This window comes from Streptomyces sp. NPDC056883 (assembly GCF_042788835.1).
Classification (GTDB): domain Bacteria; phylum Actinomycetota; class Actinomycetes; order Streptomycetales; family Streptomycetaceae; genus Streptomyces; species Streptomyces stoeckheimensis.
On record NZ_JBHUBS010000001.1, the window covers coordinates 1,016,299 to 1,028,696 of the forward strand.

Annotated in this window: 15 protein-coding genes; 9 read left to right on the plus strand and 6 right to left on the minus strand. The window is 70.7% G+C overall.

Going from position 1 to position 12,398, the window contains the following annotated elements:
• Positions 1-728: 728 nt before the first annotated feature.
• Both ACFRU2_RS04850 and ACFRU2_RS04855 read right to left on the minus strand, forming a co-directional pair.
• Positions 729-1,103 (minus strand): VOC family protein, encoded by a 375-nt coding sequence (locus ACFRU2_RS04850; RefSeq protein WP_382967577.1) that lies wholly within the window; start codon positions 1,101-1,103, stop codon positions 729-731.
• Between the two features lie 138 nt (positions 1,104-1,241).
• The gene (locus tag ACFRU2_RS04855; RefSeq protein WP_382967579.1) at positions 1,242-1,493 is read right to left on the minus strand and encodes a hypothetical protein; all 252 of its coding nucleotides are present in this window, start codon (positions 1,491-1,493) and stop codon (positions 1,242-1,244) included.
• A gap of 499 nt (positions 1,494-1,992) precedes the next feature.
• Between ACFRU2_RS04855 and ACFRU2_RS04860 the strand changes: the two genes are divergently transcribed.
• Positions 1,993-2,400: a PPOX class F420-dependent oxidoreductase gene (locus ACFRU2_RS04860; RefSeq protein WP_382967580.1), complete on the plus strand. Its 408-nt coding sequence runs from the start codon at positions 1,993-1,995 to the stop codon at positions 2,398-2,400.
• Between the two features lie 829 nt (positions 2,401-3,229).
• Here the strand turns inward: ACFRU2_RS04860 and ACFRU2_RS04865 are convergent.
• Positions 3,230-4,108 carry a UbiA family prenyltransferase gene (locus ACFRU2_RS04865; protein ID WP_382967582.1) on the minus strand — a complete coding sequence of 293 codons (879 nt, stop codon included), beginning with the start codon at positions 4,106-4,108 and terminating at the stop codon, positions 3,230-3,232.
• Between the two features lie 87 nt (positions 4,109-4,195).
• Between ACFRU2_RS04865 and ACFRU2_RS04870 the strand changes: the two genes are divergently transcribed.
• The 3 genes from ACFRU2_RS04870 to ACFRU2_RS04880 are packed head-to-tail and all read left to right on the plus strand — an operon-like array spanning position 4,196 to position 6,844.
• Positions 4,196-5,257, plus strand: a complete 1,062-nt coding sequence (locus tag ACFRU2_RS04870) for a type III polyketide synthase (RefSeq protein ID WP_382967584.1) — start codon at positions 4,196-4,198, stop codon at positions 5,255-5,257.
• Positions 5,258-5,261: 4 nt separating this feature from the next.
• Positions 5,262-5,822 carry an isoprenylcysteine carboxyl methyltransferase family protein gene (locus tag ACFRU2_RS04875; RefSeq protein ID WP_382967586.1) on the plus strand — a complete coding sequence of 187 codons (561 nt, stop codon included), beginning with the start codon at positions 5,262-5,264 and terminating at the stop codon, positions 5,820-5,822.
• Complete coding sequence (locus ACFRU2_RS04880) at positions 5,819-6,844, plus strand: NAD(P)/FAD-dependent oxidoreductase (protein WP_382967588.1); 1,026 nt, start codon at positions 5,819-5,821, stop codon at positions 6,842-6,844. Before ACFRU2_RS04875 ends, ACFRU2_RS04880 begins: the two co-directional genes overlap by 4 nt.
• On the opposite strand, the gene ACFRU2_RS04885 is transcribed toward ACFRU2_RS04880, so the two are convergent.
• Positions 6,816-7,220 carry a hypothetical protein gene (locus tag ACFRU2_RS04885; protein ID WP_382967590.1) on the minus strand — a complete coding sequence of 135 codons (405 nt, stop codon included), beginning with the start codon at positions 7,218-7,220 and terminating at the stop codon, positions 6,816-6,818. The genes ACFRU2_RS04880 and ACFRU2_RS04885 overlap by 29 nt on opposite strands.
• 209 nt (positions 7,221-7,429) lie before the next feature.
• Here ACFRU2_RS04885 and ACFRU2_RS04890 point away from each other — a divergent pair, with 209 nt between their 5' ends.
• Positions 7,430-7,702 carry a DUF3253 domain-containing protein gene (locus ACFRU2_RS04890; RefSeq protein WP_382967592.1) on the plus strand — a complete coding sequence of 91 codons (273 nt, stop codon included), beginning with the start codon at positions 7,430-7,432 and terminating at the stop codon, positions 7,700-7,702.
• A gap of 827 nt (positions 7,703-8,529) precedes the next feature.
• Here the strand turns inward: ACFRU2_RS04890 and ACFRU2_RS04895 are convergent.
• Both ACFRU2_RS04895 and ACFRU2_RS04900 read right to left on the minus strand, forming a co-directional pair.
• Positions 8,530-8,892 (minus strand): STAS domain-containing protein, encoded by a 363-nt coding sequence (locus tag ACFRU2_RS04895; RefSeq protein WP_382967593.1) that lies wholly within the window; start codon positions 8,890-8,892, stop codon positions 8,530-8,532.
• Between the two features lie 61 nt (positions 8,893-8,953).
• Complete coding sequence (locus ACFRU2_RS04900) at positions 8,954-9,634, minus strand: HSP18 transcriptional regulator (RefSeq protein WP_382967595.1); 681 nt, start codon at positions 9,632-9,634, stop codon at positions 8,954-8,956.
• Positions 9,635-9,763: 129 nt separating this feature from the next.
• Here ACFRU2_RS04900 and ACFRU2_RS04905 point away from each other — a divergent pair, with 129 nt between their 5' ends.
• From ACFRU2_RS04905 to ACFRU2_RS04920, 4 genes are all read left to right on the plus strand, one after another.
• Entirely contained in the window at positions 9,764-10,198 is a 435-nt protein-coding gene (locus tag ACFRU2_RS04905; RefSeq protein ID WP_382967597.1) for an Hsp20/alpha crystallin family protein, read from the plus strand.
• 116 nt (positions 10,199-10,314) lie between these two features.
• A complete protein-coding gene (locus ACFRU2_RS04910) occupies positions 10,315-10,710 on the plus strand; it encodes a DUF2267 domain-containing protein (protein WP_382967599.1) in 396 nt (131 codons plus the stop codon).
• 58 nt (positions 10,711-10,768) lie between these two features.
• Positions 10,769-11,221, plus strand: a complete 453-nt coding sequence (locus tag ACFRU2_RS04915) for a DUF2267 domain-containing protein (protein ID WP_382967601.1) — start codon at positions 10,769-10,771, stop codon at positions 11,219-11,221.
• A 137-nt stretch (positions 11,222-11,358) separates the two neighbouring features.
• A complete protein-coding gene (locus ACFRU2_RS04920) occupies positions 11,359-12,279 on the plus strand; it encodes a SigB/SigF/SigG family RNA polymerase sigma factor (RefSeq protein ID WP_382967603.1) in 921 nt (306 codons plus the stop codon).
• Positions 12,280-12,398 lie beyond the last annotated feature (119 nt).

A 12,398-nucleotide genomic window follows, 5' to 3' on the forward strand; every position in this document is an offset into this window, starting at 1 on the left:
TCTGGGTGGGTCGAAGCCGTTGTGTCAGCGGGTCTCTGGGACACCGCCCGGGTGTCGTGGCGCAATCGCGGTCGCGGGAATGGTGGCTGGAGGAGCCTGCCGGCCCCGTCCTCGTGGAGCTGTCGGCTGAGGGCGGGTACGGCAGCCGTCACACGTCGCCGTACCGCCCCGGCCGGCAGCACCCTCAAGCGGCGGTCGCCGTCGTACGGGCTTGCCCGTTTGCCCTGACGGTGTGCGTGGTGGCACTGCGTGTATGAGAGTGCAGGTGGGAAAGCCACGACGACGGGTTGTCCCAAGCGAGCAGGGCCCGGCCGGGGCCCGTAGTCACTCCGGCCGGGCCCTGCTCGCGTCTGCGGGCGACCTCGTCGCTGGGGCGGGGAGTATGCGGCGGACAAGGGGCGGTGATCGACCCCGTTTCCCGCCCGCCTCCATGTGGCAGGCAGCATTCCGCGGTGCCATCAGGCGGGCGGTCGCTCGACCGCCTCGCACCCGGCCGCCTCCCCACGGCGGGCGCGGCGCTGCTACCGACGCTTCCCGAGGGTGCGCCGCATCATCAATCGCGGAGACCGGCCGAAGCCGTGACCACCCGGCCGGGCTCTCTCACTCCCACTCCCATCCCGGCAGGAGCCCGAGGGACGCGGCCCGAATGGGCCCACCGGCCTCCGGCGTCCGCACGCTGTGCGCTCCCGAAGGGGGCGTGCCTCCATTTACCCTCCAGGGCGTATTGGTCAGGCGCCGGGAAGGAAGAGGCAGAACGGGTGGCCATGCGGGTCGCGCAGGACGCGTACGCCCTCTTGGGGCTGGTGCTCCTGCACTGTCGCACCCAGAGCGCGGGCGCGTTCGGTCTCTCCGTCCAAGTCGTCGACCTGGATGTCCAGGTGTGCCTGCATCTGCTGCGCGCCGGGACGCTGTGGCCACGCCGGAGGCGTGTGGTCGGTCTCCAGCTGGAAGCTGAGGCCTGGGCGCTCTTGTTCTGGGGCCCGCAGGCGGACCCACTGGGGCTCGCGCTCGACCTCCTCCCAGCCCAGTAGGACCCGGTGGAAATCGGCCAACGCAGGTGGATCGGGAGTACCGAGAACGAAAGCGCCCAGCATCGTCGTCATCGCTCCCCCCTGCCCGCGGTGTCACTTCCTACGCGCCCGCATGCGCCTTGAACGCGGAGACCATCCCGGCCGCGTGGACGAGAACCTATTGTTGGCACCCGTTGGGAGCGGAGCTGGTGGTGGTCTTCGCTCGGCTTCTCAGTCGGGCGGCTCCTGAGGCTTGGCGTTGCCGGGGCCGGCGGCCGGTCGCTCTTTCTCCGTGCCGTTGCTTCCCGACCCGGTGTTCTCCTGGCTGCCGTCCTTGTTGGGGCCGTCGCGCCGGGCCCGTCCGCGCTCGGCGTCCGGGATATCGGGGGCTCCCGGACCGAAGGGCGGCAGGTCGGGGGTGATGGCGTCACGCTTCTCCGGCACACGGTCGGGAAGCTCGGGCTGTGGAGGGGGCTTTTGCATATCAGCTCTCCTTGCGGTCGGGGTCGGTGGCACGACAGGGGGACAAAGGAGGCGTCGCCGATGTCCTTCTTGCGCCTGCCCCGACCCCGGCTCCGCACTCGCGCGGAGTCCAGTACCGCGCCCTACGCGTACACGGGCGGCGCGCGCGACCCCAGGGCTCGGACCACGGCGTCGAAGAGCTCGTGCCCCGTCCTTCGAGGAGCCGGGGGCCAGCGGCGGTCGTGGTGGTGCTCAGGCCTGTCGGGGGTGTCAGAGTCATCGCGGGTTCCTGGGCTCGGCCGGACGGGTGATCGTGCACACCTGGTCCGCTCACCAGGCCGGGGCGGGTCGGCCTGGCCATGGACGGAATCGGGGGTGTCCGGTGTCACGGCGTGCAGTGAGGTGCGGGGGCGGAGGAGTTTGCTTGGGACGGCAGGGGTTTTGCAGGCTGTCGGTTGCCGGTCCCTTTCGAGGCCAGTCGGCCCGGGGACGGCAGTCAGCCGAGGGAAGGAACCGCTCCGTGTCCGCCGTACTCTCCGACGACCTGAAGAAACTCATCGACGACACCCCGGTCTTCGCGACCGTGGCCACGATCCAGCCGGACGGCAGCCCGCAGCTGTCGATCACCTGGCTAACCCGGGACGGTGACGACCTGCTCGTCTCCACGACGGTCGGCCGCCGCAAGGAGAAGAACCTGCGCGCGGACCCGCGGATCACGATCATGATCAACCCGCACAATGCGCCCTACAGCTACGCCGAGGTCCGCGGCTCGGCCTCGATGACCACCGAGGGCGGCCATGAACTGATCGACGCGCTGTCGCGGAAGTACACCGGCAAGGACTACGCGGACTTCAACCCGGCGTCGAAGGCCGACGCGGAGCGTGTCGTCGTCCGCGTCACCCCGCGCAAGGTCGTCGGCTCGATCTGACACCACGCCGGGCGGGCCGACGGGAGGAGGACCCCCGTGATCCCGCCCGGCGGGCCGACCGTGTACGTCGCGACGGGCGTGCCCGTCCCGTCCACCAACAGCAGGCTCTCCGGATACCCGGACGCTCCGGTCAGCAGGAGGGCAGGCGGATTGCCGGGGCCGTCGGCGTACACCACCGACACGACCGCTGAGCTGGTGACTTCCCACCACGGTCCCCGGTTACATCCGACGCGTCCATGATTCTCAACTCCGGCCTCTCCGACCCCGGCTCCTTCTCCGTCACGGCCTCTCCTCACCTAGGAGTAGGCAGATTCCGCATGAGCCGCGTCTGCCGATCGGATGCAGAGCCACCTTCACTCAGTCGATTCAAGATTCGCTGGACAGCCCTAGCCCTTGTCGGGCTGCCGGTACATGACGGCGGCCGGGCCGCCCGGCGTGACGCGGGCGGGTCGGTGGGTGTGGTGCGAGGCTGGAATGCCGTAGTCACCCGGCCGGACTCTGTTCATGCCAACAGCATCGGAATCTGCACCGGGCGCCCCGGGTCGTGCCGCAGAGATGGCGTGCCCCGAGTGGCGCGCCCACTCAGCGAATGCCGGTGACACACCGGACAGTGAGGGCTTCGACGAGGTGTACGTCGGCCAGATCGGTCCCGGCCAGGACGCCATATTCACCGCCTGCCGCGACAAAATCCTGCCAGCCCACTCTGGGCATCAGTGCGTCGCCACGCTGGGACGGGTGGTGCCCAGGCCGCGGGGCCAGGAGTTCACCGACGACGAGCCGGATCAGGTGGAAGGATGCCGACCTGTCCGGCGGAGTCCGAGGGTGGTTTCTAACTCTTGAACTGGACCACCAGGAGTGCGACATCGGCTCCGGCGAGACCCATCACGGCCAGGAAGGGGAGTCGTCCGGCCGGGCTGCGGCCGACCAGGACTGCCAGCGCCGCCGCCATGGCCAGCAGCGTCCAGCCGTACGCGGTCACAGGCCCTGGCGGTCCGAAGGCCAAGACCGCCGCTGAGCCGACGGCGAGGAGTGTGGCGACGCAGGCCGAGCGGCGGGCGCCGAGGCGCTGGGGAAGGCCCCTGACGCCGGTGGCCAGGTCGTCCTCGATGTCGGGCAGCACGTTGGCGAAGTGGGCACTGGCGCCGAGGAGGGCCGCGCCGGCCGTGAGCCACGCCGGCGGCCAGGGCGCCCCGGGCAGGCCGAGGGTGATGAAGGCGGGCAGCAGGCCGAAAGCCAACGCGTACGGGAGCCAGGAGACGGCCGTGCGTTTCAGCCGGAGGTTGTACGCCCAGGCTGCCGCCACCGCGACAAGATGCACGGCTCCGGCTGCGAGGCCGGCAGCCAGCGAAAGCGGGACGCAGAGGAGCAGGGCCAGACCCGCGGCGCAGGTCACGGTCCGGGGGCGCAACGTACCGGCGGCCAGGGGCTTGCTCCGGCGGCCGGCGGCGCGGTCTCGGCCGAGGTCCGCCCGGTCGTTGCACCAGCCCACCGAGAGCTGACCGACGGCCACGGCGCCGACTGTGGCGGCGGCCCCCGCAAGACCCCGATCCGCGGCGGCCGTCAGTGCGGCGGCGAACAAGGTGACCGCAGCCGCCGGAAGCGGGTGGCTGGCGGCGAGCAGGCGCAGTGCCGTAGAGCGGCGCCCGGAGCCGTCCGTGGCGAGGGCGCCCGTGGCATCGGGCCGGGGTCCTGCGATGCGCGAGGGCATGGGGTCACGCTATGCGGCGCCGCGCCCGGACTACCGGATTCATTGCGAAGTGTCAGTTTCCTTCTCTCGTCTTCCTATGGTGAATCCATGACACGTGTCCTGGCAGTGAGCAGCGTGTTCCCTCCCCATCGTCACCCGCAAGCCGAGATCACGGCAGCACTGGCCCGCTTCCTGCCGTCCGGCGCGGACACTGCCCTCCTGCACCGCGTGCACGCCTCGGCACGCGTGGAGTACCGGCACCTCGCCTTCCCACTGGAGCGGTACGGGCCCTCGAACGACTTCGGCGCCACCAACGCGCTCTTCGTGGAGGCGGCCCTCGAACTCGGCACTCGCGCCCTCGAACTGGCCCTCGCCGAAGCCGGTCTGACGGCGCGGGAGCTCGACCTGGTCATGTCGACCACGGTGACCGGCCTCGCCACCCCCTCACTGGAGGCCCGCCTCGTCACCCGGGTGGGGCTGCGCCCCGACGTGAAGCGGCTGCCGCTCTTCGGACTCGGCTGCGCGGCGGGTGCCGCCGGCCTCGGCCACATCCACGACCATCTGTCGGGCCATCCGGACCACGCCGCCCTGCTGCTCTCCACCGAACTCTGCTCGCTCACCCTGCAGTCCACCGACACCTCGATGGCGAACCTGGTGGCCGGCGCCCTCTTCGGCGACGGCGCCGGCGCCCTGATCGCCGTGGGCTGCGCCCACCCGCTGCACGCCAGCGCTCCCGGACCCGATGTGGTGGCCTCGCGCAGCCGGATCTACCCGGGCACCGAGCACCTCCTTGGCTGGGACATCGGCCACTGGGGTTTCCGCATGGTCCTCGGCCGCGAACTTCCCGACCTGGTCCGGCTGTACGTCGCCGAGGAGATCGAGAGCTTCCTCGCGGAGCACGACCTCAAGCCCGGCGATGTCGACGCGTGGATCTGCCATCCTGGCGGACCCAAGGTCCTCGACGTCCTCGCGGAGGCGCTGGCTCTCCCCGAGTCGGCCCTCGCCGCGAGCCGTCGCTCGCTGGCCTCGGTCGGCAACCTCTCCTCGGCCTCCGTCCTGCACATCCTCAGTGGCCTGCGGGAGGCAGGGCCGCCACCGCCTGGATCGATCGGCCTGATGCTCGCCTTCGGTCCGGGCTTCGCGTCCGAACTCGTCCTGCTGCGGTGGTGACCCCATGACCTGGTACCTGCTCCTCATCTGCCTCGTCGGCGTCGAGCGCCTCGCCGAGCTGGTCACGGCCCGCCGCCACACCAGGTGGAGCCTGGCGCGCGGCGGCGTCGAGTACGGCCGTGGTCACTATCCGGCGATGGTCGCGCTGCACACCGCCCTGCTGGCGGGATGTGCGGTCGAACCCTGGGCCGCCGACCGCCCGTTCCTCCCCGTGTTCGGCTGGCCCGCCCTCGCCCTGGCCCTGGCCGCCCAGGGGCTTCGCTGGTGGTGCATCCACACCCTCGGACCTCGCTGGAACACCCGGGTGCTCGTCGTGCCCGGACTGCCTCTGGTCTCCTCCGGACCGTACCGGCTACTGCGCCACCCCAACTATGTGGCGGTCGTACTGGAGGGTCTCGCGCTGCCGCTGGTGCACATGGCCTGGCTGACCGCGCTCGGCTTCACCGTGCTCAACTTTGCGCTGCTGCGCGTACGGATCCGCTGCGAGGAGGGAGCCCTGAACCAGGGAGGCGGGCTGCGCGCGCCCGCCTCCGTACCAGCGTCGACGACGGGCTCCGCCCGGTGATCGACCTGCTGATCGCGGGCGGCGGCCCTGCCGGGCTGGCCACCGCCATCCACGGCGCCCTGGCCGGGCTGGAGGTGGTGGTCGCCGAGCCTCGGCCCACCCCCATCGACAAGGCCTGCGGGGAGGGACTGATGCCCGGCGCGGTCCGCCGCCTCCTCGAGCTGGAGGTGCCCCTGGACGGCCAGCCCTTCCACGGCATCCGCTACGTGGACGCTACGAGCGGCCGGCAGGCGGAGGGATTGTTCCGCCGCGGCCCCGGCCTGGGCGTCCGCCGGACTGCCCTCCAGGCCGCGCTGGCCGAACGCGCCGCCCGGCTCGGCGTACAGGTGGTCCCGCTCCGTGTGGCCGAGGTCCGCCAGGACGAGCACTGCGTCCACGCGTCGGGACTCACCGCCCGCTACCTCGTGGCGGCAGACGGGCTGCACTCCACCGTCCGGCGCAGCATGGGCCTGGCCACACCGGACGTGGCCGGCCTCCCCGCCCGCTACGGTCTGCGACGGCACTACGCCGTCACCCCGTGGAGCGAGCTGGTCGAAGTCCACTGGGCCGAGCACTGCGAGGCCTACGTCACCCCGCTGGCACGCGACCGGATCGGCGTCGCCCTGCTGACCTCGCAGCACGCCCCCTTCGACGTGCAACTCGCCAGCTTCCCCCTACTGTCGGCGCGACTGCCCGCTGCTGCCGGGGGGACGGTGCGCGGAGCCGGGCCGCTGCGCCAGGGCTCGCGGATGCGGGTGGCGGGGCGCGTGCTCTTCGTGGGCGATGCCGCCGGGTACGTCGACGCGTTGACCGGGGAGGGCCTCACCCTGGCCGTCAACGCGGCCGGTGAACTGGTGCGCTGCGTACGGGCGGGGCGCCCGCAAGCGTACGAGCGAGCCTGGCGGGAGCTGTCGCGCAGCTATCGCAGGCTCACCGCCTCCCTCCTCTGGGCCCGCCACCAGCCCCCGCTTGCCCGCCGGATCGTCCCGGCGGCCGCCCGGCTCCCGCGCGTGTTCACCGGGGCGGTGAATCTGCTCGCGTAATTGCCCTCACCGCCGCCAGCACGACGCGGCGGGGCCAAGGGGCCGACGGCGCGAGTGGCGGCTGCGGATGTGCCGGGGTCCTGGTGGCATCGGTGGAATGAAGGATCCATTCAGCTGTGATGAGCCTCCTCCCGAGGACCGCCGCTCTGAACGGGGACGTCGATGAGCGAACCTCCACCTCGCCGGTGGTGATGTCATCGGAGAGCAGGTACATGGTCTCCTCCTCGTCGCCCTCGGCGACGAGGGTGACCAGGGTGCCCACGGCCACGACCGACAAGGGCTCCTCGATGGTGGCGTTGTTCAAAACGTCCTTCAGCTCGACGATCCGTGCCTCAAGCTTGCTCTGCTCCTCCTGCCCCACCTTGTAGCCGTCCAACGCCCCGCCACCTCGCCATGGGCTGCAGTTGACCGGTCGCCGGGGCCCGACAGCGAATATTTCGGCGGAGACACACACCAGCCTCGAGCGCGACCGCTACGAGGGCGCCTCCTCACCCGCCCGAGAGCACGCCAAGGCGCTCTCGTGCAGTGCAATTCGACCATGGCTGTCAGGGCTGGAGCGCACCGACGCAGCGCGATACTGACGTGGTGACGGATACCGAACAGCAGGCGGTCCGGCTTTTGGAACGGGCCATCCTGGAACTGCTGGATCGCCGCGGCCCGACCGCTTCGATCTGTCCCTCGGACGCCGCGCGGGCGGTCTATGAGGGGGAGGACGACGGCTGGCGCGCGCTCATGGAACCGGCTCGCCGCGCGGCCCGTCGGCTGGTTGCGTCAGGGGAGGTGGAGATTACTCAGGCGGGCCACCGCGTCGATCCAGCACACACTCGCGGCCCGATCCGTATCCGCCGCCCCTGCTGAGCCCCGACAACGGCATGGCTTTGGCGGCGCAAGTTCGTTCGAAGCGTCATTTTGTCCTACACAGGAGGGGTGCGGGGCGGTGCCCAGGGTGGCTTTGCGTCATGTGCCATGTCGGAACGAGACGTGAGCTGGAAACCGCCGCGCCGGGGACAGCGCGTGATGCGGGGGACTGCTGAGCGGCCAGCCAAGTGCCATCCCGTCGGCCAGCCGACGGGAGAGGTTCCGCCAGGGCCGCTGCCGGAATGGGCCGGGGTGGTTCCCTGTGCCAGTGGGTCGCTGGGACGCCGTCTGGGTAGGTGCGATGCAAGAGCGGCCGCGGGAGGAGCCACTGGAGAAGCCGCCCGCTCCGGAAGGCGTCCCACCTGCGAGGTGTCCGCTTCCGGTATCCACGCGGCTGTCCCGACCTTCTCCTGTCAAACGCCCCTGAGGCCCTGAGCTCTGAGGAGGCGTCAGTGTTTTCTGGGCATCGACGGGGCTGGGCAAGGTGGCCCCGCCCCGGGTCGCTGGCTGGCCGGCTGCACATGCGATCGTCGAGCCGGTGCAGCGCGGTGCGGGCGTAAGTCCGCTGGTCATGGAAGTGTCCGCAACCCTTGGCCTGGTCCGTGAGGGGGCTTGGACGGGGCGGGGTTGCGCAGGTTCTCGCTCATTTGCGGAGGCCGGCCGTATCGGCAGACCCTCCCGCACGCGAGGGGGACGGCCTCGGATCTCCCGCGCGCCGAGTAAACCAGCCGATCAATCGCGACGGCGGAGCTGGCGTCGTGCAGGCGTCTGTGTGCGGGTTTGGCGGTTTCGGGCGGTTCCTCGGCAGGCGGGTTGCCGGCGGGGGGTCAGGCGGTGGCTGGTGGGTCCTGGTCGATGGGGAACAGGTTGAGGGTGCCGGTGATTTCCAGGAGGCGGTGGAGTTGGGGGTGTGGGTGGGCGAGGCGGATGGCGGTGCCAGTTTCCTGCGCCGTGCGCCGTATGGCGAGGAGGGTGTTGAGGCCGGAGGAGTCGCAGAAGGTGAGGCCGCTGCAGTCGACGACGAGGTCTTTGGCCGGTGATGCGTGGACGAGGGCCTGCTTGAGAGCCTGCTCGAGGGAGGGGGCGGTGTCGATGTCGATTTCCCCGGTGGGCCTGACGACGATGGTGTGGTCTAGGACTTCCATGGCCACGCTGTCGCCGCCGGTCTTGCCGGTAAGGGGTGCGGTCATGGCGAATCACTCCTCGGCTGTGGGCTGCGTTCCAGGCTGGCCTGCCGCTGGCCCGGTCGGGTCAGGTGTTGCGTTGGTCGTGGGTGTCCTGGCGGAGCTGGTCGGTGTGGCGGGTCAGGGCGTCGATGCGTTCGGTGAGCTCGGCGTCCTCGGGCCGCAGGTGGGTCCGGGAGTCGGCCAGCGGGCGGACCAGGCGGGCGGCGTCATCGTGGCCGAGGGCCAGGTTCAGGTCCCCGACGGCGCCGTCCGCTCCGGCGGGTAGGTCGGTGAGGGAAGTGATCTGGCCGGCCAGGCGGCGCAGGTCGGCCGCGTTGTCGCGGGCCCAGGCGGTCACGGTGCGGTCGGCGGCGCGTGTGTCGCGGGTGGCCTGGACGCGCTGGTCGCCAGTGCTTCCGGCGGCGCCGGGACGCAGTCTCAGGTAGCGGCGCTCGGCGGCCTGCCGGCTGGCCACGCCGAGGGGGCCTGCCAGGTCTGCCCAGCTCGCGCCCCGCGCACGGGCGGTCTCGATCAGTCCGCTCTCCCACCCCGCGAGCTCTTCGCGGATCTCCCGCAGCAGCAGGAGCGCGGCCAGGGCCGAGTCAGCACCCGCACTTGTACTGGTAGCCGGATCCGGGTCGGCCTCGGGGGCCGGTGCTTCGGGGTCCGGCTGCTGGGCGTTTTGGAGGGCCTCCCCGATGGTCTTCAGGGCCGCGGTGGCGGTGAGGAAGGACGGCTTCGGTGGTGCCGGTCGGGCTTCGTCCATGACACGCTCCCCAATCCTGTCACCCTCAAGGTGACATCCTGCTTGTCATCGTTCCGATGACATGTTACAACAGGGGCACGTTGAAGCGCATTGGCAGTTTCTGCCTGAACCAACTGGAGGTGTTTCGCGATGTTGATGCGCACTGACCCCTTCCGCGAGATCGACCGTGTCGTCCAGCAGCTGTCCGGCACGTCGGGGACATGGTCGAAGCCGTCCGTGATGCCGATGGACGCCTACCGCCAGGGCGACGAGTACGTCATCTCGTTCGACCTTCCCGGTGTGAGTACCGAGGCGATCGACATCGACGTCGAGCGGAACATGCTCACCGTGAAGGCCGAGCGCCGGCCCACGGGCAAGTCCGACAACGTGCACATGGAGCTCTCCGAGCGGCCCCTGGGCGTCTTCTCCCGGCAGGTCATGCTGGCCGACACCCTCGACACGGAGCGCATCGAAGCCGATTACGACGCGGGTGTCCTGACCCTGCGGATCCCGATCGCCGAGCGCGCCAAGCCCCGCAAGATCACCATCGGCGGCGAGTCCGGCCGCAAGCAGATCTCCGGCTGAACCCTCCCGCACCAGCCGGCCAGTGGAGGGCGGGGGAGCGCCGATTCCCCCTCCGGTACCCCGCCCCCCCGCACCTCCTCTTTGACCCTTCACCCCCTCTTCTCGGAGGTGACGTGATGTCGATGCGCAGGGAAGCGTTTCTGGCCCACGTTCAGGAACGAGGCGAGTACGAGACCGCGGAAGAAGCGGACCGTGTGGCCCGTGTCGTCCTGGCACTGCTGGGCGCACATCTGGTGGGCGGTGTGCGGGCCGAGCTCGCCGCCCGTCTCCCCGAGACGTACGCCCTGATCCTCCTCAACCCCCTGCAGGCCGCGGAGCCCCTCTCACCGGAGCGGTTCGTCCGCGCGACCGCGGCCTGGATCGAGGGCGCCACCGAGAAGACAGCCCTATGGGACATCGGCGCTGTCCTGTCCACCGCGGCCGACGCCGCGGGCGACGTCCACATCCGCGAGGTCCTGCTCCAGCTGCCCCCGGGCTACGACCTCCTCTTCGGCCACCCCCAGCCCACCTGACCGCACACCACGGTCGAGCCCCCGCCCCGACTTGATCGAGAAAGGCCAGCACCCCGTCATGTACGCCCAGACCCGACCGGAACGCTCCCTGACGGCCATGACTCACGACCAGCTCCTCGAACGCGTCCGCTACGAGGGCGTCTACCCCACCCGCGAACGCGCCGCGGAAGTCGTCCACCACGTCCTGGCGGCCCTCGGCCGCCAGCTGAGTGGCGACGAACGCTTCGACCTCGCCCAGCGCCTGCCCGTCGAGGCCGCCCTCGCCCTGTCCGCTCAGGTTCCGGACATCGAGCACCTCACCGGCTGGGGTTTCGTCAAAGATCTGGCCGCCCGTACCGGCGCCACCCCGGCCACCGCCCGCTGGGACACCGGCGCCGTCCTGACCGTCGTCGCCCGCATGGCCGGCCCCGACCTCCTGGGCCGCATCCTGCGCCGGCTCCCCGGCGGCTACGCACTCCTCTTCGGCCAGGCCGAACTGCACCAGCCCCAACTGCGGGCCACAGCTGCCTGAGAACTGGGCTCAGACCCGGGGTGTCCACGGGCCGGAATGCTGCGGTCACAGCCCCACGACTTTGGGAGCGTCTGATTGGGATTCCGTTTGTGTGGGCACATGGCCCGCAGACCATTCGAGCAGGGGAGGAACCGTCTATGTCTCACGTCGTCGCAGCCACCATGCCCGCCCAGGGGACCGCCCCGGACAGCTTCACCCGCGCCGCGCCAGCCGCCATCGCCGGGCAGTTCGCGGGGCCTCTGCCGCGGGTCGACAACGCCCGAGAGGTGGCGCCGACGGACGCGAGGGAACTGTCACGCCTGTTCCTGGTGCGGCTCAGGGAACTGGAGGAGGGGACCCGGGAGTACCAGTACGCGCGGAACACCCTGATCGAGATGAACATCTCCCTCGTACGGTTCGCCGCCCGCCGTTTCACCGCACGCATCGGCGCCGGTATCGAGATCGAGGACGTCATCCAGGTCGGCACGATCGGTCTGATCAAGGCCATCGACCGCTTCGACCCCGAGCGGGAGGTCGAGTTCTCCACCCTCGCCCTCCCGTACATCACCGGCGAGATCAAGCGGTACTTCCGCGACACGACCTGGGCCGTGCACGTCCCGCGCCGCCTGCAGGAACTCCGCGTCGAACTCGCCAAGGCCCAGGAGACGCTCACCGAGGCTTTCGGGCGCGCACCGAGTGTCAAGGAAATCGCCGAGCACCTCGAACTCGCCGAGGACGACGTCATCGAAGGACTGGTCGCCGCCAACGGCTACACCAGCTCCTCCATCGACTCAGCCACCGGCTTCACGGAGTGCACGGCCGCACGCGGCGAGGGCAGGCCGCTGAGGGAGACAGTCGGCGACGTCGACCCGGCGATGGGCCTCTTCGAGGACTTCCACACGCTCGCGCCGCTCCTGCGCGAGCTCGGCGACCGGGACCGCAGCATCCTTCAGATGCGCTTCGCCCAGGAAATGACCCAGTCGCAGATCGGCACCGAACTCGGCATCTCGCAGATGCAGGTGTCCCGCCTGCTGACCCGCGTCCTGACCGATCTGCGCAGCGGCATGCTTGCGTCCTGAACAGAGGGCGCCCTCGTGGTGCTGCTCCAGCGCTCACTCGCTCACTTCTCCCAGCACCCTGCCGCCGCCCCCGGGACGGAGACGGCCGCGCACTACCGCACTCCCTCCCCCGACCGGCT